The organism is Rhodothermus profundi, from assembly GCF_900142415.1.
Lineage (GTDB): Bacteria > Bacteroidota > Rhodothermia > Rhodothermales > Rhodothermaceae > Rhodothermus > Rhodothermus profundi.
The window spans coordinates 45,778-67,369 of record NZ_FRAU01000008.1 but is presented as its reverse complement, the minus strand read 5'-3'; the positions used below and the strand labels follow the sequence as shown (position 1 = coordinate 67,369).

13 protein-coding genes are annotated in these 21,592 nt (G+C 59.5%); 2 read left to right on the top strand and 11 right to left on the bottom strand.

Annotated elements, in window-relative coordinates; all coding sequences use genetic code 11:
- The 9 genes from BUA15_RS11280 to BUA15_RS11240 all read right to left on the bottom strand — a co-directional run bounded on the left by BUA15_RS11280 (position 1) and on the right by BUA15_RS11240 (position 15,821).
- Positions 1 to 3,366, bottom strand: coding sequence for a VCBS repeat-containing protein (locus BUA15_RS11280; RefSeq protein WP_072716097.1), 3,366 nt, complete (start codon positions 3,364 to 3,366; stop codon positions 1 to 3).
- A 103-nt stretch (positions 3,367 to 3,469) separates the two neighbouring features.
- Positions 3,470 to 5,086 (bottom strand): RagB/SusD family nutrient uptake outer membrane protein, encoded by a 1,617-nt coding sequence (locus tag BUA15_RS11275; protein WP_178139417.1) that lies wholly within the window; start codon positions 5,084 to 5,086, stop codon positions 3,470 to 3,472.
- A 48-nt stretch (positions 5,087 to 5,134) separates the two neighbouring features.
- A complete protein-coding gene (locus BUA15_RS11270; RefSeq protein WP_072716095.1) occupies positions 5,135 to 8,194 on the bottom strand; it encodes a SusC/RagA family TonB-linked outer membrane protein in 3,060 nt (1,019 codons plus the stop codon).
- Between the two features lie 204 nt (positions 8,195 to 8,398).
- Complete coding sequence (locus tag BUA15_RS11265) at positions 8,399 to 8,851, bottom strand: TonB-dependent receptor plug domain-containing protein (protein ID WP_072716094.1); 453 nt, start codon at positions 8,849 to 8,851, stop codon at positions 8,399 to 8,401.
- A gap of 164 nt (positions 8,852 to 9,015) precedes the next feature.
- Entirely contained in the window at positions 9,016 to 11,616 is a 2,601-nt protein-coding gene (locus tag BUA15_RS11260; RefSeq protein ID WP_072716093.1) for an amylo-alpha-1,6-glucosidase, read from the bottom strand.
- A gap of 87 nt (positions 11,617 to 11,703) precedes the next feature.
- Entirely contained in the window at positions 11,704 to 12,621 is a 918-nt protein-coding gene (locus tag BUA15_RS11255) for a DUF4340 domain-containing protein (RefSeq protein WP_072716092.1), read from the bottom strand.
- A 19-nt stretch (positions 12,622 to 12,640) separates the two neighbouring features.
- On the bottom strand, positions 12,641 to 14,170 hold the full coding sequence (locus BUA15_RS11250) for a GldG family protein (protein WP_072716091.1): 1,530 nt from the start codon (positions 14,168 to 14,170) through the stop codon (positions 12,641 to 12,643).
- A gap of 3 nt (positions 14,171 to 14,173) precedes the next feature.
- Positions 14,174 to 14,881, bottom strand: coding sequence for an ABC transporter permease (locus BUA15_RS11245; protein WP_072716090.1), 708 nt, complete (start codon positions 14,879 to 14,881; stop codon positions 14,174 to 14,176).
- Positions 14,882 to 14,894: 13 nt separating this feature from the next.
- Positions 14,895 to 15,821: an ATP-binding cassette domain-containing protein gene (locus BUA15_RS11240; protein ID WP_072716089.1), complete on the bottom strand. Its 927-nt coding sequence runs from the start codon at positions 15,819 to 15,821 to the stop codon at positions 14,895 to 14,897.
- 509 nt (positions 15,822 to 16,330) lie between these two features.
- Here BUA15_RS11240 and BUA15_RS11235 point away from each other — a divergent pair.
- Positions 16,331 to 17,518, top strand: a complete 1,188-nt coding sequence (locus BUA15_RS11235; protein ID WP_072716088.1) for a carbohydrate porin — start codon at positions 16,331 to 16,333, stop codon at positions 17,516 to 17,518.
- A 9-nt stretch (positions 17,519 to 17,527) separates the two neighbouring features.
- Here the strand turns inward: BUA15_RS11235 and BUA15_RS11230 are convergent, their stop codons facing one another.
- The gene (locus BUA15_RS11230) at positions 17,528 to 18,037 is read right to left on the bottom strand and encodes a hypothetical protein (RefSeq protein ID WP_072716087.1); all 510 of its coding nucleotides are present in this window, start codon (positions 18,035 to 18,037) and stop codon (positions 17,528 to 17,530) included.
- A 2-nt stretch (positions 18,038 to 18,039) separates the two neighbouring features.
- Positions 18,040 to 19,560, bottom strand: coding sequence for a hypothetical protein (locus BUA15_RS11225; RefSeq protein ID WP_178139416.1), 1,521 nt, complete (start codon positions 19,558 to 19,560; stop codon positions 18,040 to 18,042).
- A gap of 292 nt (positions 19,561 to 19,852) precedes the next feature.
- On the opposite strand from BUA15_RS11225, the gene BUA15_RS11220 reads away from it, so the two are divergent.
- Positions 19,853 to 21,520, top strand: coding sequence for a dipeptidyl-peptidase 3 family protein (locus tag BUA15_RS11220; protein ID WP_072716085.1), 1,668 nt, complete (start codon positions 19,853 to 19,855; stop codon positions 21,518 to 21,520).
- Positions 21,521 to 21,592 lie beyond the last annotated feature (72 nt).

The following is a 21,592-nucleotide window of genomic DNA, read 5'->3' as shown; positions in this document are numbered from 1 at the left end:
CTACGGAAGCACTACAAAAAACCGAGGCGTGTCGTCATTACGGGCCACCAGAATCAGCGGACGCTGGCCGGGACGCGCAAGTTGCTGCAGATCCCGCACTTCACCGCGCACAAAAAAGCCACTGTCGCGCGGCGGTATCACCGCAAAATGTCCCTGTCCATCCCCTTTGAGCCAGAGGCCGTAGATCGCTTCCATCAGGCCAAGTCCTGTCTGCGCCCACCGGAAGTTGCCTCCGGCCAGCACATCCAGATGACCATCCCCGTCAAAATCATCCACCAGCAACCCGTAAAGCGGAGCCCACTGGGCTTCAGCCGGCAGTGGATGCAGTCGGAAACGTCCGTTTCCGCGGTTTTCTACGTACAGGCTGCGCAATTCCTGCACCTCCAGCACCACTGCGCCTTCCAGCTCCTCTGGTTGTAGAAAATCTTCTAACATCATGCGCGCATAGGCGGCATGCGAAGGAATGCGGGCGCGGAGAAAAGGCAACTGGCCCAGCAGTTCGCGGCGCAGGTTCAGGGGACGGTGCCGCCATCCAACAGCGGTGCTTTCGGGACGGGCCAACAGGTGATCCGCAAAGCCGTTTTGATCAAAGTCCTTCACAAAAAGCCGAAGCGGTGTCTCCGGAGACGCTTTCAGGGGCGTATTCAGCCCCAGATTTGCCGCGATAAAGTCTGGATCACCATCGCCGTCGAAGTCCGCCACCGCTACGCGGTGCCAGATGCCCGAAGTGGTGGCCAGGTCGGGTAGCTCCCAGCGTTCCAGCCGACCGTTTCCGGTATTGCGGAAGATCGTGAGTGGCATCCATTCGCCCACGACGAGCAGGTCAAGCTGTCCGTCGCCGTCAAAGTCCGCCCAGGCCGCGTCGGTCACCATGCCTACGCGGGACAGACCCGGTGCCTGCGCATCGGCGACGTTGGTAAAGCGTCCCTGCCCGTTATTAAGTAGCAGCAGGCTTTCCGGCGCCTGGCCATAGAACCAGGGCTCAACGCGTCCTCCCACAAACAGATCGACATCGCCGTCTCCATCATAGTCGGCCGCTGCTACGGGTCCGCCGCTGCTGCGAATGCGCGGCAGGTGGTTTACAGCCTTTCGGAAGCGTCCCTGCCCATCGTTCAGGTACAGCCGATCCTGGAGGGCCGGGGCCCGGGGGGCGTAAGCATTGCCACCACTGACCACGTACAGGTCCAGATCCCCGTCCCCATCCGCGTCGAAAAACACGGCGCCTATATCCTCGGAGAGCGCATCCACGGCAAACAGGGCCTCATTGGTGCGTGCGAACCGACCATCAGGCTGCTGGACAAAAAGCGCTCCCGGAAAGCCTTTGGCTCCTCCCAGATAGAAATCGTCACGCCCGTCGCCATTTACATCCCCTACGGCCACACGCGGCCCCTCACGGGAACGCATCCAGGGCATGAGTCCTTCGCGCAGAAAGTCCACGAAGGCATCTTCCTGGTGGCGGTAATGCAGGGCAACCCGTTCGGTAACCTCTACAAAGCGGGGCCTCGCCCGTGCCGGGACCAGCGGCTCGTCAGGCTGACCGACCAGGGCCTCTTCCTGCCGGAAGACCAGCCGCTGGTTGGTGGCTACGTGACGACGCATCTCGTAGCGGCCGTCGGGCCAGACCACAACCACCGCATCCACGGTGTCCAGGCTTCCCAGCCCAAAGGTCAGCACCGGATCCACGGACGACTGGAACCCCCGGTTGGGCATCTGCTCCTGGTAGAAGCGCTGCTCTCCTGCCAGTACTGTCACCTGGGCCCCGATTCCCTGAGTATTAGGCGGCGTGCCCACCAGTTGCACCTGCAGAAAGCGTCTTCCCAATCGTTCCCGGGCCTGGTTGCGGTAGACGCGCGCCGGCCCGTTCACGTCGTTGACAATCAGGTCCAGATCGCCATCGCCGTCCAGATCCCCGTAGGCGGCTCCACTGGAAAAACCGGGTTGTCCGAGCCCCCACTCCTGCGCCTGATTTGTAAACGTGCGGTCTCCGTTGTTGCGAAAGGCGTAGTTTGGGAGGGGATGGGAGGGCATTCTTCGGATCAGCGTCAGGTAATCGACCCCTTCCTCTCGAATGACCGCCCGCATGGTTTCTTCGGCCGACAGGTATTCGAGGTAATCCTGATCGATCACGTCCCAGAAGATACCGTTGGCCACAAAGATATCCTTATACCCATCCAGATCAGCATCAAAGATCAGCGCGGCCCAGCTCCAGTCGGTCGCGGCCACCCCGGCCCACATACCGATTTCGCTGAAGGTGCCGTCTCCGTTGTTGTATTGCAGGGTGTTGCGGGTAAACTGGTGGTAAAACCCGTTCTCCACTTTGGTCTGATAGAGCTGCCAGCCTTCGAAGGTGGTCGTAGTTTTCAGCCGCGCATCCTCTTCGGGCAGCATGTCGGTTACAAAAAGCTCCGGTAGCCCATCATTGTCGATGTCGGCAGCGTCTGCGCCCATAGACGACAGGCTGAGATAGGCCATGGCCTCTTCCAGAACTTCCCGGAAGGTGCCGTCGCCCTGATTCAAATAGAGGTAGTCGCGCTCAAAGAAATCATTGGAAATGTACAGGTCGGGCCAGCCATCCCGGTTGAGATCGGCCACGGTTACCCCCAGGCCAAAAGCGATTTCCGGTCCATAGATGCCGGCTTCGGCACTTACATCTACAAAGCGGCCGTTATCGTTGCGATACAGGCGGTCGCCGCCTTCGTGGTTGCGTTCATGGCGCGTGTTGCGGAAGTCCAGACTGATGATGGGCCGCATGGAGTTGTTCAGCACGTAGACGTCCAGGTCTCCGTCCCGGTCATAATCGAAAAAGGCGGCATGGACCGAAAAGCCGGTGTCGGCCAGGCCCAGTTCGGCGGCGGCTTCGCGAAAGCGCGGAATGCCCGCTTCATCGGGCCCCAGGTTCAGGTACAGTTCATTGGCGCGGAGGCTATCGGCAAAGGGTCCGGCATAACATACGTATAGATCCAGCCAGCCATTACCGTCCACGTCGGCCACCGCCACCCCGGTTGTCCAGGGTTTTGTGCCGGCCACCCCGGCTTTTTCCGTAACGTCTTCGAAGCGCCAGTTGCCCCGGTTCAGGTACAGCCGATTGGGGCCCTGGTTGGCCGTCAGAAATACATCCAGTCGGCCGTCGCCGTTGAAATCGCCCAGTCCAACGCCGCCGCCGTTATAGAAATTGCGATAGATAAAAACGTTAAACTCTTGCGTTTCGTGCAGGCGATTGGTGAAGCGAATGCCCGTTTGACGTGGCGATACCGTCTCAAACAGGGTGTCGGGGGGTGCTTCGGCCTTGCGGCACCCTCCTGTTCCGATCAGCAATAGCAGACCGAAGCCGTAACACCAGCTAATTCGTAACGACCAGCGCTGCATGATGCCTTGATCCCGAACAGCCCTGTTTCAAGAAAACACCGCCGGAGCACTGCCCCAAGGCAGCACCCCGGCGGTTGGGGCGCAACCATTCGCTACGGGACCATCAATAGCCCGGATTCTGAACCAGGTTCGGGTTGGCGTCGAGTTGCTGCTGCGGAATCGGGAGCAACAACACTTTCGGATCGCTCTGCGGCTTGAACTGGTAGGCCCGTGTAAATTTGCCGTGACGGATCAGGTCCTGGCGCCGTTTGGCTTCCCAGGTGAACTCAAAGAGCCGCTCGTTCAGGATAGCCTCCCGCATGGCCTCTTTCGTGGGATAGTCGGCCAGGCTGATCGGCTTGTCCGGCTCAAAGACGCGGTTGCGCACGGCATTGATCAGGTCCACTACTTCCTGAGTGGGCCCGTTCAGTTCGTTCAGCGCTTCCGCCTTGATCAGGTACATCTCCGGCAGCCGGAACCAGGCATAGTCGTTGCCGTGATCGCCTCCCACATGGTTCGGGTCGGGTCCGTACTTGAGCACGCGCACGCCCTCATATTCGGTCGCATTGAAGATATTCTGGATCTCTGGCGTATAGGCCAGCGGATTGCCTGCCCGGTCAGTCAGCGGTTCTCCCTGCGAGTAGCATTGGCTGCCAATGCAGTTGCCGCGCGGTTCCGCATACTGCTGCCCCACCAGGAAGATGGTTTTCCGCAGGTCGTCATCGTCAAACAGATTGTAAGTTTCGGCCAGAATGGCATGGCCGTTCCAGGGCGACGGTTCCAGTTGGAAGTAGTGGAGCGTGCGCATCTGGAAGTTCATGCCCAGTCCTGGTTCGGGCAGATGTTGCGTGGCAAAGATGATTTCCGGGGAGTTCTCGTTGTTGGGCAGGAAGTTCTGGAACCACTCTTCGCCCTCTGCCAGCCGGAAGTAGCCCGAGTTAATCACGTTGTCCGCATGCTGGACAGCCGCCTGGCAGGCATTCTGTCCCCCGCTGGTCTGCACGTCCATGCAGGAGTTATAGCCGTTTGGATCGATTTCCGTGCTGTTTTTGGTAAAGACGCCGGCGTTCAGATACAGGTTAGCTAAAAGGGCTTCCGCGACCCATCGGGTTACGCGTCCGGGCAGCGGAGGAGTCTCCGGCAGGTTGTCACGTGCAAAGAGCAGTTCGCTTTCTACGAAACGGAAGACCCTTTCCCGCGGCTCCGTAGCTGGCGGGTTATTGGGATCTACCACGAACTCATCGTCCCCGACAATCGGCACATTTCCGAAGAGATCCAGCAGGAAGTAGTAATAAAGTGCCCGTAGCAAGCGCACCTCGGCCTCCAGCTGGGCCTCGTTAGGCGCCTCAATTTCGGCCAGCGTCTGAAGCAAGCCGTTGGCCCGGGCGATTCCGGTGTACAGGTCTACCCAGGCTCCGTTGAAGTCTACCTGGGTAGGCTGGAAGTTGTGCTCATGCAGGTTAAGCCAGCGGCGGTCGTCGAACCAGTCCTGGCCACGCGTTGGCACCACCGTTTCGTCGGTGGTAACCTGACTCATGGTCCAATAGCTCCATTCCAGCGCCCGGAGCTGCGCGTAGATGGGCGCCAGCGCGGCGGTAATTTCCTTTTCGGTCTTGTAGAACTTGTCCGGCGTGATCACCGAGAAGGTCTCCTCACTCAAATCCGTGCAGCCACTGAGCAGCAGGAAAGCCAGGAGCGTCATTCCTGCAACCCGCCGCGTGTTGCTATTCCAACGTATCATGGCCATGGTATGCTAAACGTTTGGTCGTCGTCTACGTCTCCGGTTTCTTTAGAAGCCCAGGCTGATGCCCAGCGTAAAGCTCCGAGCCCGCGGATACTGGGCATAGTCGATGCCCAGCGAGGCCAGTCCGGCATTGATGTTGACTTCTGGATCGTAGCCAGAGTAGGGCGTAATCACCAGCAGGTTCTGGCCGGTGACGTAGATGCGGGCCCGCCGCACGTAGCGTCCCCAGACGCCTCCCAGGTTGTTGAAGGTGTATCCGATGGTAACGTTGTCCAGCCGGATAAAGGAGCCATCCTCAATCCAGCGCGAAGAATAGATCGCCGGCTCATCCAGCGCATCCGGGTCATCCAGGGCCGCTTTCAGGAAGTTCTGGTTTTGCAATACGGCACTCTTTGTCTGGTAGACCAGGGCCGTATTGTTAAAGACGTCGCGCCCTTGTTCGCCTCGGATGAAGATGTTGATGTCAAAGTTGCCCCAGTAGATGTTGGTCCGGAAGCCGTAGGTAAAGTCGGGCTGCGCATTGCCGATGATTGTGCGGTCGGCATCGGTAATCTGGCCATCGCCATTCAGGTCGCGGAATTGCTGCCGACCGTTAGCATCCACGCCTTCGAAGATCCAGCCGTAGAAGGTCCCCACCGGCTCACCGGGGATCAAGCGCTGCGCGAACGTCCCCGACTGGCCGCGTCCGCTCACGATGCCGGTTACGATAAAGTCGTGGGGCCCCAGGCTGACAACTTCGTTGCGGTTGGTGCTGAAGACCAGCCCGAAGAGTACGCTCAGGTTAGGCCGATCAACGGCCAGCGCGTCGAGCGACAGTTCAAAGCCCCGGTTGCGCGTTTTGCCGATGTTTTCAATGCGCGTGGGCACCGGCGCGGGCTGCGGCACCGGAATTTCCAGCAGCAAGTTGCTGGTATTCTTGACGTAGTACTCAATCGTACCGGAGAACTTGCCGTTCAGCAGCTCATAATCCAGTCCGATGTTGAAGGTGGAGGTTTCCTCCCACTTCAGGTCTGGATTGGCGTAGTTGATGGGAGCAAACCCCGTATAGGCGGTCTGATTAAAGACGGCCTGCAGGTCTTGCCGGGCGCCGAGCTGCGCCAGCGACAGGTAGTTGCCGATTTCCTGGCTTCCCGTGATGCCGTAGCCGATCTTCAGGCGCAGGTCCGTAAGCCACTCCAGCCCCTGCATGAAGGGTTCAGCGCTCAGGCGCCAGGCACCTGAAATAGCCGGAAACAGCGCCCATTTATTGCCCTCACCGAAGCGCGAGGAGCCATCGTAACGCAGCACAGCCGTCAGGTAATACTTGTTCTGATAGTTGTAGTTAAGCCGGGTAAAAAACGAAACCAGCCGGCTTTTCTCCTTAAAGGAGAAGGTGCCTTCTTTAACCAACTGGGCGCCTGCCTGCACGGCATTGTACGACGTGGCGTCGGTGACATAATCCCGCCCCTCTACGCCAAATTCTTCCGTCATGTATTCGTTGAACTCATAGCCGCCCAGGAGTTCGACGTTGTGCGCCTGCGCGAACGTGTTGCGGTAGGTCAGATAGCTCTGGAAGGTCAGCGAGGAGTGTTCACGGCTGCGCAGCAACGCCCGTCCGCCAAACTCACTGCCTACCGGGCTCTGCTGGGGGAAGTATTGCCGTCGGCTGGACTGAGCCCGGTCGGCCCCGAAGTTCACCTTGGCTGTCAGTCCCGGAAGCAGGTCCAGCTCGGCTGCAATGTTCCCCAGAGCGCGCGTGGTTTTGGCAATATCTTCGACCTGTTCGGCCATCGCCACCGGGTTGCGCACCGAGGTGCGGCCGTCTGCAATCTCAAAGTAACCATCGGTGGCCGGCGTGCCGTCCAGGTTGGTTTCCGAATAAATCGGATACGTCGGGTTCATCTGGAACACGTTCGAGAGCACGCCGCCCTCAAATCCGGCCGTCTGGTTATAGGGCAGCAGGTCATCGTACTGGAAGGATCCCGTCAGGTTGAGCTGCAGCCGCAGTCGTCCATCAAAGGCCTGATGATCGGCATTGAGGCGACCGGTCAGCCGCTCCAGTCCAGAATCGATCACCTGCCCCTGCTGGTTCAGGTAGCTGACGGAAGCCCGGTAGCGCGTCTGGCTGGTTCCACCCGAAAAGGCAAGGTTGTGGAACTGGGTGATGGCCGTGCGCATGACGGCCTCTTCCCAGTCGGTATTGGCATTCCCGAGCACATCCCGGGCGCTGGGAGGTAGATTACCCGCCTGAATCTGTTCTTCCACGAACCGGCGATATTCCTCGCCGTTGAGCACATCCATTTTCTTGTAGGGTGAGGCCGCCGTGATGTACGCGTCATAGTCTACCTGCAACTGGCCCTGACGGCCTTTTTTCGTCTCGATCAGAATAACGCCATTGGCCCCACGTGACCCGTAAATAGCCGTGGCCGCCGCATCTTTCAGCACCGTGATCGACTCGATGTCGTTCGGATTAATCAGGCTCAGCGGATTGCGCGGAGGCGGTGGCGCGCCGTTGATGCCCGCCCCTTGCGGCATGAGCGGCACGTTGTCGATGGGCACCCCGTCGATTACAATCAGCGGCTCGTTACTAGCGCTGATCGAAGTGCCACCACGCAGACGGATGTTCAGGCCGGCACCTGGCTCCCCGTTGTTTGCGAAGATCGTCAGCCCCGCTACGCGTCCCTGCAGCAGTTGGTCTGGCGAAATGTAGTTCCCCTGGTTCACATCATCCGCGTTAATGGTGGCCACCGATCCGGTTACGTCTTCGCGCCGCTGCACCCCGTAGCCCACCACCACGATTTCTTCAAGCACTTCAACGGTGGGCTGCATGCGCACGTTGATCACCGCACGGTCTCCCACCACTTCCTGCACCTGCTCGTACCCTACAAACGAGAAGACAAGCACCGCCTCAGGACCGGGCACTTCAATCTGGTAGCGTCCTTCTACATCGGTGGTCGTACCGGTCATGGTGCCCAGCACCACGATGTTAACGCCGGGCAATGGCTCGCCGGTGGAAGCGTCGGTCACGGTCCCGGTCACGGTCCGGGGCTGCCCGATGGCAACGCTTACACTCCAGAATCCAAGCAAAATCCCCAGCCAGAGGCTCCGTGGAAGCAACGTTCTCATAGCAACCTGTAGCTCCAGTTGGTTGGATAAAGCGGGTATTTTCACATTCTGTGGGAACGCTTTCAGTCAAAATCTCCAAGCTTTTCCCACGAAATGCAATCCCCTTCTCAAGGGACACCGGCCAGCTAAACCGGTTCAAATGTAACGCACTTGCAACCTTTAAAAAAATTTCATCAATTCATTGGCTCATTCCTCCTTCCCTGCTCAATCCTGCCGGGTCGTTATGCGAATCACCCCGTGAGCGCCGCGCCTACCGTAGGCTGCAACCGCTTCCTCTCCCTTCAGGACCTCAATGCGCTCAATGAGCTGCGGGTCGAGCCGATGCAGCACCTCTGACGTGGTCGGCACCCCATCCAGGATGTACAGGGGCTCGGCCGCTTCAACTTGCTGCCCCTGCACGTAGACCGTCCAGCTACCGGACGGCCCTTCCACAACATGCACCGCTGTCACCCGCCCCGGCAAGGATACCGCTACCTGCGCTTCCTCGCCCGTCTCTTGCGTCTGCACAGCCACGACTACCTGTCCTTCTGAGCCTTGCGCAGACGTAGCCATTTCAGCAGGCGCTTCGGTATGGCTCACCGACCGACTGCCGGCGCATCCGATGAGCAGCAAGCCTACCACCAGCCAGCCGCTGCCCTTCCAGGCACGCTGTACCATGACGCTCTGGCGGATAGATTGCACATACTTGTTATTGAAAAGTAAAGACATCCGCACCAAAAATCAAAAGGATTGCTCTGGCAACCTCTGACGCCTCCTTTCCTGGCATCTCCGGAGGCTGCCCGGGGAAAGCCGTCTCTTATGACGGCTGCTGCCGCAGCCCTTTACTGGAAGGGAAGTCGAAGGGTGCGGCGCACATAAGCATTCGTCTGGCCCGCAAAATGCACCTGCACGCGGTACCCATTGCCTTCTGGTTTAAGCTGCACACCTTCGACAGCCTGCAACTGCCGCGGCGTGCGGACCTGCAGCGTATACGTTCGGCCCGCGCGTCCTTCCAGCACCAGTTGCAACGCATCTGCGTCGGCACGTACCTGCAGCACGCGCAGTCCCTGGTTGTCCATGCCCGGCACCAATGGCTCCGGCGCCACATACACATCCGTTCCGGGCTGCATGCGATACCGGATCGTGGTCGCCTCTCCCACCGGCACGCGGATGCGCACGCGCTGCCAGTCTCCTTCTTCCCGCACCTCAAACACCGCCGGCCGATCGTTTACCGTTACCGCCTCTACCCGGGCGTCCCGGGGAAAGGCAGGGGCCAGGTCCAGCGAAATCGGCGCCGCCTCGCCTTCCGGCACAAGCTGAACCTCAAAGGCATCGCTGGTGCGCCGGAAGGTCAGCGCATACCGATCCTGCCCTACCGGCACATGTCGCAACTGCACCGAGTCCCATACAGCGGGTAGCTGCGGCGCAACGCGCAACACACGACCGCCCTCTTGCACCTCAAGCCCCAGTAACCCCCGCACCAGCGGCGTTACCACCATGGCTTCAGACCAGACCTGATGGTGCGACGACCGCCCAAAATCCCGATTAAAGGCCCCTGAGAGCAGCTCCGTCACGTACCCCAGTGCTCCCTGATACGTCAGCAGGACATTGGCCATCAGGGCCTGGTAGCCAATATGCGGCTTTTCATACCGATAGGCCGCCATTGATGCCCATCCCGTAAACAGGGGCCAGACCGATCCATGATGGTAAGAAAGGGGATCATACCGACGGCTGGCGCTGGAGAGAATGCGGGTGCCCCAGTCTGTAGCCAGATAAGCGCTTCCTATGTGCTCCAGGGCGCGACGTGCTCGCTCCGGGCTGAGCAACCGCCACCAGAGGGGGACTGCCTGCAGTACCGTGTTTTCTCTGAGCAACTCCAGCGCTGTCGCTCCTGCCGGCTTCCAGGTAGCAAAGGCATAGTATCCCTCGTCTTCCAGCCAGTAGGTGCGCTCAATCGCCGCTCGCACCGCAAGCGCCCGCTGACGCACCTCGGCCGCCAGCTCCGTCTCCCCCAGCGCCTGCGCCATTGCCTCCATTCCCTCCAGCGCAGCCAGCCACACCCCCTGCTGGTACAGTTCCTCATGCGGAGGATAGAGCTGTCCTCCTTCCACCCAGCCGTGCCCCACGCCCGTATTTTCTACCAGATCGTTTCCGTCGGTATCAGTACCTGCTGTAAAGCGGTAAGCCCTTACAAGCGACGTCCAGTGCTGGCGAATGTAGTCCAGATCACCACTGGTCTGCCAGTAGTCGGCATGCGCGATGATGAAAAGCGGTGTTGCATCCGCTGAGGCCCAGGGATACGGATACGCCTCAAACCAATCGATTAGCGCTGCGCTCTGAGAAATTTCGTGGGGAATTTTGCCATCTTCCCGCTGAAACTGGCGCAGAAAGTCCAGCGCTGTGCGCGTCGTTTCAAAATGGCCGACCGCCGTGGTGGCCAGTACGGTCCAGAGTGCATCGCGCCCAAAAAACCAGGCAAAACCAGGCCGCTCGCTATTGCCTGCCGTCCGGAATCCGGCTACCAGCCCGGTACCCAGATACGGATTGGTGGCCAGCCCTTTATCAATACCTACCAGTGCCCAGGCGTAGGCGGCGTTCAGCCTTGGATCCGGGGTTTCAATCTGCAAGGCTTCGTCAAGCAATCGCTCGTAATGGGCCACATTCTGGCGGTAATAGCTCTCCGCCTGGCTGAGCAGGCGCCGATAAGCCGCAATAGCCCCATCTATGCCTTCAATGCTCCCCGTAATAATTACGGGGATGTAGTAATGCGCAGCGAGTTCAGGCGTTACAACCAGTTCAAAACGGTTAGGCAGATCCTTTGGCTCTTCCTGGTAAGGCTGCACCGAAATGTCCTGAGCCAGCGGAGAGCCAATCACGCCGGCAAAACGTCGGGTCTCTTCGGTAATGGTGTAAACATGCGCCTCCTCATGCCACCCGAGATAACCAGTCATCAGCCCCGCCGGCCACATGAGCCGCAAATCCGGCCGAAAGGCCACGCGAATCGTCAGCGGCCGCACGGCCTGCACGTCAAAGAGCATCACAATGCCCGGCTCGTGAACCGGTGCGTAAAGAATCTGGCGCACCGTAAACGCCGCATGGCTGTAGGTGAGCACGGTCGCCTCCGGACGCACCTCAATGTAGGCCAACGTCTCCTCACCGCTCAGCGGCACCGGATAGTCGGCAATCTGAAATTCCAGCCGGAGATCATCCAGAATCTTTAGCGGATAGACCCAGACCTCAAATGGCCGGTGCTCGTAGCCCAGCAGCGCAGCCCGGCGACCTACCACGTCCAGAAAAGCACCGGCCTGCGTTGGCCGCGCCAACACCAGGCGCCCCACCGGGCGTTCAAATCGAGGCACCAGTGCGGGCTCTTGAGCCTGCCCGACCATTGTCCCCAGACTCCAGATGCTCAGCACCCCGAGCATGAACCATTGTTTGCGCATAATAACAGCTCAACACTTGGTTGTCTATTAAAAAAGCCCGTCCGGCAAGAAAGCACCGGACGGGCCTCATGGTCAAGTCCTCGGCCCTCAGGTGGACCTTGCGCGCAGCGAAGTAACTTCGGGCAGGAGCTGCGTGCGCCGGTAGGCATAAAGGCGAAACACCGTATCATCATCTCCGCGCACCAGCGCCCATCCGTTGTTATGCTCTTTGAAGTAAAGAACCTGCTGCACGCCCCCGGGTAAGCGGAGCGTCAGCACATAATCCGGTGCCTGTCGAACCGAATCGGCCGACAGATCATCAAAGAAGCCATTTGCCCGCAGGGGATCAAACTGGCTGGCCCAGCGCACAACCGCAATCGAATCGGCCCGGGTGGTCTGGCCATTTTCTACCAGCTCCCACCCGGCCTCTCCGCGCCGCACTTCATAGGTCTTTCCTTCGCGTTTTAACGCCAATGCTTCAAGCTGCGCGGCAGGCACGTTCAGCACAATCTTATTACGCCAGCGGCTCAGGTCTTCAGGCACCGTCAGGTTGGTACGAGCCAGAAAGACACGGGCATCATCTCCCAGCCGCACATAGCGCGTCTGGAAGTCTGGCCCTGCCTTACCCCAGAACAGGCGAAGGGAGTCCCCATCCTGCTGATAGGATACCACCAGGACGGCGTTTGAATCGGCAACGCCATAGTTACCATAGCGGGCTGGATTAGTCGAGACAACGCTCTCCAGCTCCAGCTTCGCCAGATTCTCCACAAAACGGCGCACAAAGGAGGAATCGGCTGGATAGTGAATCGGCGCCGTCAGTTGCCAGTTTGCGCCGCTCCGTTCCAGCACCAGCGGTTCTTTACCTGGCCACGTCAACCGAATGCGCGTGATCCGCTCTGCCCGAAGCTTCCATTCCGGCACGTCAATGGTCGATGGATTCCGTTTGAAGGCACCGGTGGCCCAGGCCAGCACCAGCAGGACCACCAGCACAACCGACAGGATCAGCACAGGATTTTTCCGCTGCATGGCCCTATCCGGAATGGTTTCAGGTGGTCAGCAGGATCTGACGCTGGCGCCGGATGCGCCAGCGAATCAGTCCGAAGAGCACCACCAGCACCACCGGCCCCAGAATGTTGGCATACTTGATAAAAGGCCGCAGGCTTTCGCTGACCGGCTCTAAGGCGCGGGGTGCAATCGACTTGGTACGAATGGTAAGCAGCGCCTCATCCTGCCCGAGCCAGTCTGCGATGTTCAGGGCAAAAGCCAGGTTGCCCGGTGGAATCTGTCCTCCGTAGCGCTGCTCGTTAACCAGATCGCCATCTCCTACGACCACCAGTCGGGCCGGCTTTCCGACCCGCGTAGTGTCGTAAGCGCTCGGGAACGTTCCGTGCAGGGCTACGGCCAGCACATAGGGGCCATCCTGAAGGTTCTCGGTGGCCGGCAGCATGGCTGGCTGGATAGTAAAGAAGCCCTGCTGCGTCGCGCTCTGGGGCGAAGAGTACACCAGCGGAATCCGCGTAACCCCTGCTGGCAGCGCTGCGCTCGTATCGATGGAGCTGACGTAGTAGAAGAAGACCTCACGCAAGCGGCTGACCATGGGATGGTCCAGATTGAAACGCGTCGCTATCGGGAAAAAGGGATATTCAATCATTTGCGCCACCCGGAAAAAGCCGACCGTCCGCTGCATCGTGACCACCGAGCTCTGCCGGTCCATCACCAGGTCAGGCCGCACAACGGCCCCGTAATGCGCCAGCAGCTCCTCCAGTCGGGTCTCCTGCTCACTGGCAAAGCCAAACTGCAAGTTTGCATTGATCCGGTTTAGCAGCACCGCAATGCGCCCCCCTTCCATCAGATACCGATCCAGCACCTGCAGGTGGGGTTCTGGAAACGTATCAGTCGGCGCAATGATGAAGAGTACATCCGGCCGCGGATCCAGCGTGCTGTCTCCCTTTACCGTAACGGTCCGCACGTCATAGTTGCGTTCCAATCCCCGCCAGAACGTCTCCATTGCCGCCCGTCCGGTCTCTCCGTGCCCGGTCAACAATCCCACCACGGGAAGCCGCTCGCGCGTGAGCTTTCGGATGGCGCTGGTCAGGTCATACTCCAACGTCGAGAGGTCCTCAATCACCGGAATCGTTTCCCGCTCGCCCCCATATTCAATGACCAGCCCCATGTAGGCATTTTTAATCTGCAGATTGTCATCCTCAATCACCTGCACCTGCACCGGTGGAATGTTGTAGCGGGCGACCTCCTGCTGCAACGACTCGTCGGCTCCCGGGTCCAGGAATTCATACTGAAACTTGTTGCCTCCGTAGGCGCGGTACTCGTCCAACTTATCCCGCAAAAACCGCCGGTAACTGCTGTACGGAGCAGGCAAATCAGCCGTAAAGAATACCCGTACGGTAACCGGGTCGTCCAGATTGCGAACCGTTTCAATGGAAGCCTCGGAGAGCGAATAGACCCGGTCGTCCGTCAGATCGAGACGGAAGAAAACGTTCAGGCCGATCAGGTTGAGTACAACCAGAATTAGCCCCGCCAGCAGCAGCGTCGTGCGTGTGGTCCAATTCCGTTGCATGGCTCACTCCGGACGTCGTGCCAGGTGGTACGCAGTCAGCAAACCGGCAAACACGGTTAGCGACAGGTAGTAGAGCACGTCGCGCGAATCAATAACGCCCCGCATCAAGTTGCGGTAGTGAAAATCAATGCTCAGATATTCCAGAATCGGAGCCAGCCAGCCCGGCACAAAGATGGTGACCTTGTCCAGCAGATACAGCCCAAAAATCATCGCAAATCCCAGAATAAAGGCCACAATCTGGTTGCGCGTCAGGCTGGAGGCCAGCAGTCCCAGAGCGCTGCAAGACAGGCCCAGCAGCGCCAGCCCGAGATACCCTCCGAGCGTTGCCCCGTTGTCGGGGTCGCCCAGCACAGCCAGCGTTAGCACGTAGATCCCGGTCAGGGCCAACGCCACCAGCAATACCGTGACCACAGAGAGCAGTTTGGCAACGATCACCTGCCCATCGCGCACAGGGAGCGTCAGCAACAGCTCAATGGTACCGGCCCGGCGCTCCTCGGCGAAGGTGCCCATCGTGAGCGCCGGAATAAAGAACATGAACAGCACGGGCGCCAGGTCAAAAACCGAGCGCAACGAAGCCACGTTTTCTACAAACAGGCTGTTGCCAAAGAACCACCCCGTAATCAACAGAAACACGCTCAGTACGATATAGGCAGAAGGACTGTCAAAAAACGCCCGCAGTTCGCGTCGCGTGAGAATCCAGATCTCCCGCATCGTTGCCACCCGTTTAGTTCATGGTAAGCTGGCGGAACACTTCCTCCAGATCCACCCGCTCCCGATGCAGCTCAGTAAGCGTCCAGCCCCGTTCAACAGCCAACCGGAACAACTCTGGACGCAGGTCTTGCCGGCCGTCGGTGCGCAATCGCAGGAGTACAGTACCGTCGCTGTCCATCCGGGCCTCCTCTATCTGCACGCCATCGACCCGCTCCAGCGCTGCGCGCACCTCCGCCTCCGGCGCCTGCACCCCGAACAGGATGCGCTGCCCCCCATGGGCCGACTGTAGCTCCTCAGGCGTACCATCGGCTACAATACGTCCCCGATGGATAATGAGCACCCGGTCGCACGAAGCCTGCACCTCGGGCAGGATGTGCGTCGAGAGAATGACCGTTTTTTCACGCCCGAGCGTCTTAATCAGGCTCCGAATCTCAACAATCTGATTGGGATCCAGGCCAGAGGTGGGCTCGTCCAGAATCAAAATCGGGGGATCATGCACCATGGCCTGCGCCAGCCCCACGCGCTGGCGATATCCCTTCGAGAGGGCATCAATGCGCTTGGTGAGCACGTCTCCCAGCCCACACACCTCAATCACTTCGGCCAGGCGACGCCGACGCATCGCCCCATCCAGCCCCCGCATGGCCGCCATAAACTCCAGATAATCGTAGGTAACCATGTCGGGGTAAAGGGGCGTGTTCTCTGGCAAATACCCGATCTTTTGCCGAATCGCCAGGCTATCCTGCCGCACGTCCAGCCCGTCCACCAGGACAGTACCTTCGGTCGGAGGCAGGTAACAGGTAATCACTTTCATTGTGGTGGTCTTCCCGGCCCCGTTGGGCCCGAGAAACCCCAGCACTTCACCTGACCGCACCGTAAAGGAGATGCGATCAACCGCCACCTCCGACCCATAGCGCTTTGTCAGCTCGCGTACCTCAATCATGACACGCGTGCCGGTGTTTACTCGGTCGTGGTGGGACTTTCTTCGCCAGAAAAGCAAACCAGACCGCACAATCCTACGGCCCTATCAGAAAAATACAAACGAAACAGCTAATCGTTTAGTACACGACTGCCAACGTCTCACCAATTCTTTGCAATGGCATAAGCAGGCTGCCTCATGTATGCTTCCGGGGCTGCAGCAGACGTACCAGCTTAATCAGAGCGCCAATAAAGATAACCCGCGTAAAGCATCCCCCGCATTCCAGATCCAGACAGTCCCCTCCGATCAACCCGGCCCCCCACAGCGCCAAAGGTGATTTTGCCTGCCCGGCGCAACCCGAGCAAGCAAACAGCCAAGACTTCACGCACTCCCTGAAGTATCCTCAGGTACATAGCGTGCAATCATCCTTGCAAATCCTGCCTCATCACCGAACGCCCCTCTTGCGCCATGTAACCCCGTTCCGTATCTTGGAAGGTGTTTTTTAGTCATACCTAAAAACTTAAATCGTCTGGATGCTAGCGCTGGTGCTGGGGCTGGGCGGCTGGCTGCTAACTGCCGACACCAGCCAGTTCCCGTCCAAACTGTCCGTGACTTATACGGTGGACCTGATGAGCCCACTGGTCGGCGCTTCAACCCGGCCGGTGTGGATGGACAACATCGACGTAACCCTGACGCTTCGGCTTACCTCGCGAACGACGCTTTTCTTTTACGGCCTGGGCAACCAGGGGCGTACCCTTAGCGAGCGCATCGGCGTCGCGCAGAGCGTTAGCAACATTGAAGCACCCACCTCCTGGCGGCTCTATGAAGCGTTTATTGAGCACGTAACAGCTAACGACCGGCTTTCTCTGCTGATTGGCCTTTATGACCTGAACAGTGAATTCGACGTGCTGCAAGCAGCCGAGCTCTTTCTGAACAGCTCTTTTGGAATCGGACCAGAACTGGCCAATAGCCGGCCGCAGGGACCTTCCATTTTTCCTGTTACCACGGTAGGGCTCCGCGTTCGTCTCGGGTTCCCCCTTACGTCTCGCAAAGCCGGTTACTTGCAGCTTGTCCTGCTGGACGGGGCCCCCGGCCACACGCACCATCAGACAGGTACCTCTATCGTTTTTGGACGCAACGATGGGCTGCTGGGGGTAGCCGAAATAGGTACGCAGTTATATGCCCTGAAGCGTCTGGCCGACTGGTCGCCGATTCGATGGGTCAGCCGCCTGCATGAGCCTGCCTACCATCGCAAACTGGCCCTGGGCTTCTGGTATTACACTGCTCGTTTTCAATGGCTTTATGCAGACCGCTGGCAACGGGGCAACTGGGGGGGCTATCTGCTGGCGGAATCTCGCCTATACACAGCAGGGACGCGAACGCTCTGGGCATTTCTGCGCATCGGCTTCGCCCATCCGCAGGTGAATCGATTTGGCGCTTATACCGGCGGCGGCTTCAGCGGCCAGGGGTGGCTTCCGGGGCGTCCGAACGACCGCATGGGCCTGGCCCTTGCCGCAGCCCACAACAGCAGGGCCTATCGTCGCCTCCGGCGGCAGCCTGGCAGCCGCGTGCATCATACAGAATGGATCCTGGAAGGCACCTACCTGCTGGCGCTCAGCGCTACCGTGCAGCTTCAACTCGACCTGCAATGGGTACAGCACCCCGACACCCGCGCCGGCAGCGTGCTGATCGGAGGACTGCGCCTGCGGTGGCACCCGTAACTTTTTCCGCTAATGACCGGACGGGCGCATGGAGGGCGGGAGCCCCTGCGGAAACCGGGCATAAGGAACCAGCGCTTGAGAATCCGGCACCACCCATAGATGCGGAGGATGGGTAAACAGCGCTGCGACGCCACCTGCGACAAGCCACAGGCCCATGCTGAGCGCAAACACGCCGACACACCCCTCCGATACGCTCATGCATGCGCCCGTAAGGGCAATGCCGGTCACTCCTCCTCCAATCACACTCCAGCGCATCAGATGGCTGCGGCGAATGCCTGGATAACGCACCTGCACCTGAGAGATGCTCTCCAGACGCAGCGGCCGAATTTCTGCATCGGTCAGCAACCAGAGGGTGTCCTGCGTAACGGCCAGCAGCTCCCCCTTAAGCTGTTGCCCCTGCTCCACATAAAGTCGGATACTGTACCCGCGCGGGGCGTTACGCTGCGGCGCCTGTCCCCTCACGGCTCCTGGTTCCAGCACAAGGCCGGTCCAGAGGATCCAGAAAAACCAGCGTGGCATGGCTATCGTCGAAAGCGACTGTTCCAGAATGTGCGTTCCAGTTCGGCCTCTACCTGTTTATAGCGTGGTGCCAGTAATCGGAGCGCCTGTTCGGGCTGGTAGAGCATCAGAGCAGCCTGCAGCGAGTCTTCATCCTGCCACCATGCAGCCCGCATCCATTCATAGTAGTAGCCCTGGCTCTCCAGAAAGAGCTCCCATCCTTCCGGAGCTGCAGGCAGCGTAAAGGTGATCTGATAAAGGGCACCTGGATAGGTGACCAGATAGCGGTCGGGGTCTCGCAACAGGGCAAGGGCTGTGGTATCCGGCATGCCCTTAACGTGGACTATCGCCGGTTCAAACGCCTGCGCCTCGACCGGACGATCCAGCAGAGCCACGCCAACCCAGTCCAACCGCCAGGCTCCTCTGGCCGCACGCAACCGAATGCGCACCGAGTCGTCGCGCTGGTGGTCAAAGGGATAGGCTACCACGTCGGTCGCCAGTGGACCAGCCTCCCGGTGCGTTCCCACGTCTACCCATCGCTGTCCATCCCAGACGGTTATTTCCAGGGTGCCCACCAGTTGGGTTACACGCTGAAACTGCTGCCGGGCTGCCACCGGTCCCATGCGCTCCAAGGCCGCCAGCACCTCGCCAAAACGACGGCCCAGGAATCCCATGGTCTCATACAGCAGGAACGTGGTCAGTAAGGACTGGCGAATGCCCAGTACCAGTGCCAGACGTCCCTGCGCCGGCGGAAACGTTAGCTCGAGCACTTCGCGAGCCGCCAGATTATGCGCATCGGCCGGAGAACGGCGCTCACTGCCGTCCAGGGCAATCAGCATGCGGCGGCAATCGCCCTCTGGAGCCTGGCAGCGCACCAGCGGCAGCAGCGTACGGGCTGGATAAAACCGTCCGTCTGCTCCGGCCAGCACGCGGCGCCCGGAGGGACGAGGCACGGCCAGCAGACGCAACCGCCGAACAGCGTGGGTTTCCAACGCCTCGTTCCGCATCGTCAGCGTGAAGACTCCGCCGCGTGTCTGTGCCGTAAACAGAGCGTCCACATCGCGCGCCTCCAGCGCCCGGGCAATGCTGGACGAAAACCCTTCCGCAACCAGTATTTCCCCTGTCGGAGTCTCTACGTAAAAAGTAGGACACGAGCCAAAACAGGCTTTCGGATTAATCACACAGCTCACCGTAAGGGCTCCGTACAGCACGCTCCAGACGGCCAGTCCAGCCACGCCGATGGGCCGACTCCCTTCCCGCACATGCATTTCCAGCAGAGCAATGGAATCTACAGGGATGTGATGCTCCTGCAGCGCTCCTTCAGGCTGCCGGTGCACATCGTAGCGGATGCCTGTCCCCACCAGCATCGATCCCCGCTGCTCCCAGTGCTCCAGTACTATGACACCGCCGTTGTACAGGTGTACCTTTAACGGAGTATCAGAGGCCTGGGGTGGGGGCTCTTCTGCCGGAAACAGACGCGGTCCATACACCGACTGCATGCACCCCCCCAGCAACCAGACCAGACACAGGATCTGCCAGCGCAAGCCCTGATGCATTTGCTCCCAGCGTTTCTATGCGGTTGGAAGGCTCCTGGCAAACAGCCGCACCCGGAAATCGACACCATCTCTGAACTGATGGGCCTCCTCTACGGGCACAGAACGGCATCTGTGAGAAATGTAATGGGCATTCGTTTTACAGTCAAGTTGTTAAGTCTTTTAACGATAACTCATAAACGCCCGTCTTGCTCAGCTTCTTTTAAGGCTGCGTCCTCTTGCAAGTATGCCGGGTATCCCGCATCTTCTTTTACCCTGTTTTGCCACCTGTTGATATGCTGCCATGCGCTGGTGCCTCTTACTCGGAATATGCAGTTTCCTTATCGCCTGTGAACCCCCGGAAACCATGCCGGAAACAACCCACGACGCGCTGCTGGTCGTACCCGGCGCCTCGCCGGAAGCCCAGACCCTGCTCCGCAAATATGCTCCTTTTCGGCTTGAAGCGGATCTGAGCGGACTGTCAGACAATCAACGCCAAATCCTCCGTCTGCTCATTGAAGCAGCACGTGAGATGGACGCTATCTTCAAGGTACAGGCTTACGGCAACCTGGACTCTTTGCTGGCCACCATCGAAGATCCTGGTCTTCGACGTTTTGTGGAGATAAACTATGGCCCCTGGGATCGGCTGGAGGGCAACCGGCCTTTTCTTGAAGGCACAGGTCCTAAACCGCCTGGCGCTAACTTTTACCCGGCCGACATGACGCCCGAAGAATTTGAAGCAGCCGCGGCCCACAACCCGGCACTTCGCAGCCTTTACACCATGGTCCGGCGAGACGCCCGGGGGCGGCTTGTTGCCATTCCGTACCACAAATTCTTTGCCTCACACGTCCAGCGGGCCGCCGCACTACTTCGCCAGGCAGCCGAGCTGGCCGAAGATGAAGGGCTTCGCCGCTACCTCACCCTTCGGGCTGAAGCGCTTCTGACCGACGACTACTACGAAAGTGACCGCGCCTGGCTCGACATGAAAACAAACACCATCGACGTGATTATTGGCCCTATTGAAACCTATGAAGATCAACTCTTCGGCTACAAGGCAGCGGCCGAAGCCTTTGTGCTGCTCAAAGACCCCACCTGGAGCCAGCGCCTCAACCGCTACACCACACTACTGCCTGCGCTGCAGGCAGCCCTCCCCGTACCGGAAGCGTACAAACAGGAACAGCCGGGTACCGACTCCGACCTGGGCGCCTACGATGCCCTCTATTACGCAGGGGACGCAAACGCCGGCGCCAAAACCATTGCAGTCAACCTGCCCAACGACGAGCGCGTACAGCTCGAAAAAGGCACGCGCCGCCTGCAACTCAAAAACGTGATGCGTGCCAAGTTTGAGAAGATCCTCCTCCCCATTGCCGACATCCTGATTGCCGAAGATCAGCGACCGCACGTTACCTTCGATGCCTTCTTTGGCAATACAATGTTCCACGAAGTGGCCCACGGACTGGGCATTAAGCACACAATCACGGGCCGCGGGACTGTCCGGGAAGCGCTGCGTGACCTGTACACAACCATGGAGGAAGGCAAGGCCGACGTGCTGGGCCTGTACATGGTCACCTGGCTGATCGAACAAAACGAGTGGGAAGCGGACCCGATGGACCATTACGTTACCTTCCTGGCAGGCATCTTTCGCTCCATCCGCTTCGGTGCTGCCAGCGCGCACGGCCGGGCCAATCTGATTCGGTTTAACTTTTTCAAAGAGCAAGGAGCCTTTACCCGAGATCCGGCCACCGGCACCTATCGCATCGTTCCGGAACGCATGGAAACGGCCGTAAATGCGCTGTCAGAGCAAATCCTTCGCCTGCAGGGCGACGGCGACTATGCGGCCACGGCCGATTTCATCGCACGCTATGGCCAGATAGACGACACGCTCCGCGCCGACCTGGCCCGCATTCAGCAGGCCGGCATTCCGGTGGACATCGTGTTCATCCAGGGACCAGAAGTGCTCGGTCTGCAGTAAGTCGCCCAGTGCGCCGGGCCGCTTAAGTTTCAGGGAGCTGCAAGCAAGCGGACCTGCTATCCTACGTCTACC

Bases quoted from the DNA above. Each gene is read 5' to 3' on its own strand.
- BUA15_RS11280 (WP_072716097.1), bottom strand. From the start codon at position 3,366: ATGCAGCGCTGGTCGTTACGAATTAGCTGGTGTTACGGCTTCGGTCTG.
- BUA15_RS11275 (WP_178139417.1), bottom strand. From the start codon at position 5,086: ATGATACGTTGGAATAGCAACACGCGGCGGGTTGCAGGAATGACGCTC.
- BUA15_RS11270 (WP_072716095.1), bottom strand. From the start codon at position 8,194: ATGAGAACGTTGCTTCCACGGAGCCTCTGGCTGGGGATTTTGCTTGGA.
- BUA15_RS11265 (WP_072716094.1), bottom strand. From the start codon at position 8,851: ATGGTACAGCGTGCCTGGAAGGGCAGCGGCTGGCTGGTGGTAGGCTTG.
- BUA15_RS11260 (WP_072716093.1), bottom strand. From the start codon at position 11,616: ATGCGCAAACAATGGTTCATGCTCGGGGTGCTGAGCATCTGGAGTCTG.
- BUA15_RS11255 (WP_072716092.1), bottom strand. From the start codon at position 12,621: ATGCAGCGGAAAAATCCTGTGCTGATCCTGTCGGTTGTGCTGGTGGTC.
- BUA15_RS11250 (WP_072716091.1), bottom strand. From the start codon at position 14,170: ATGCAACGGAATTGGACCACACGCACGACGCTGCTGCTGGCGGGGCTA.
- BUA15_RS11245 (WP_072716090.1), bottom strand. From the start codon at position 14,881: ATGCGGGAGATCTGGATTCTCACGCGACGCGAACTGCGGGCGTTTTTT.
- BUA15_RS11240 (WP_072716089.1), bottom strand. From the start codon at position 15,821: ATGATTGAGGTACGCGAGCTGACAAAGCGCTATGGGTCGGAGGTGGCG.
- BUA15_RS11235 (WP_072716088.1), top strand. From the start codon at position 16,331: ATGCTAGCGCTGGTGCTGGGGCTGGGCGGCTGGCTGCTAACTGCCGAC.
- BUA15_RS11230 (WP_072716087.1), bottom strand. From the start codon at position 18,037: ATGCCACGCTGGTTTTTCTGGATCCTCTGGACCGGCCTTGTGCTGGAA.
- BUA15_RS11220 (WP_072716085.1), top strand. From the start codon at position 19,853: ATGCGCTGGTGCCTCTTACTCGGAATATGCAGTTTCCTTATCGCCTGT.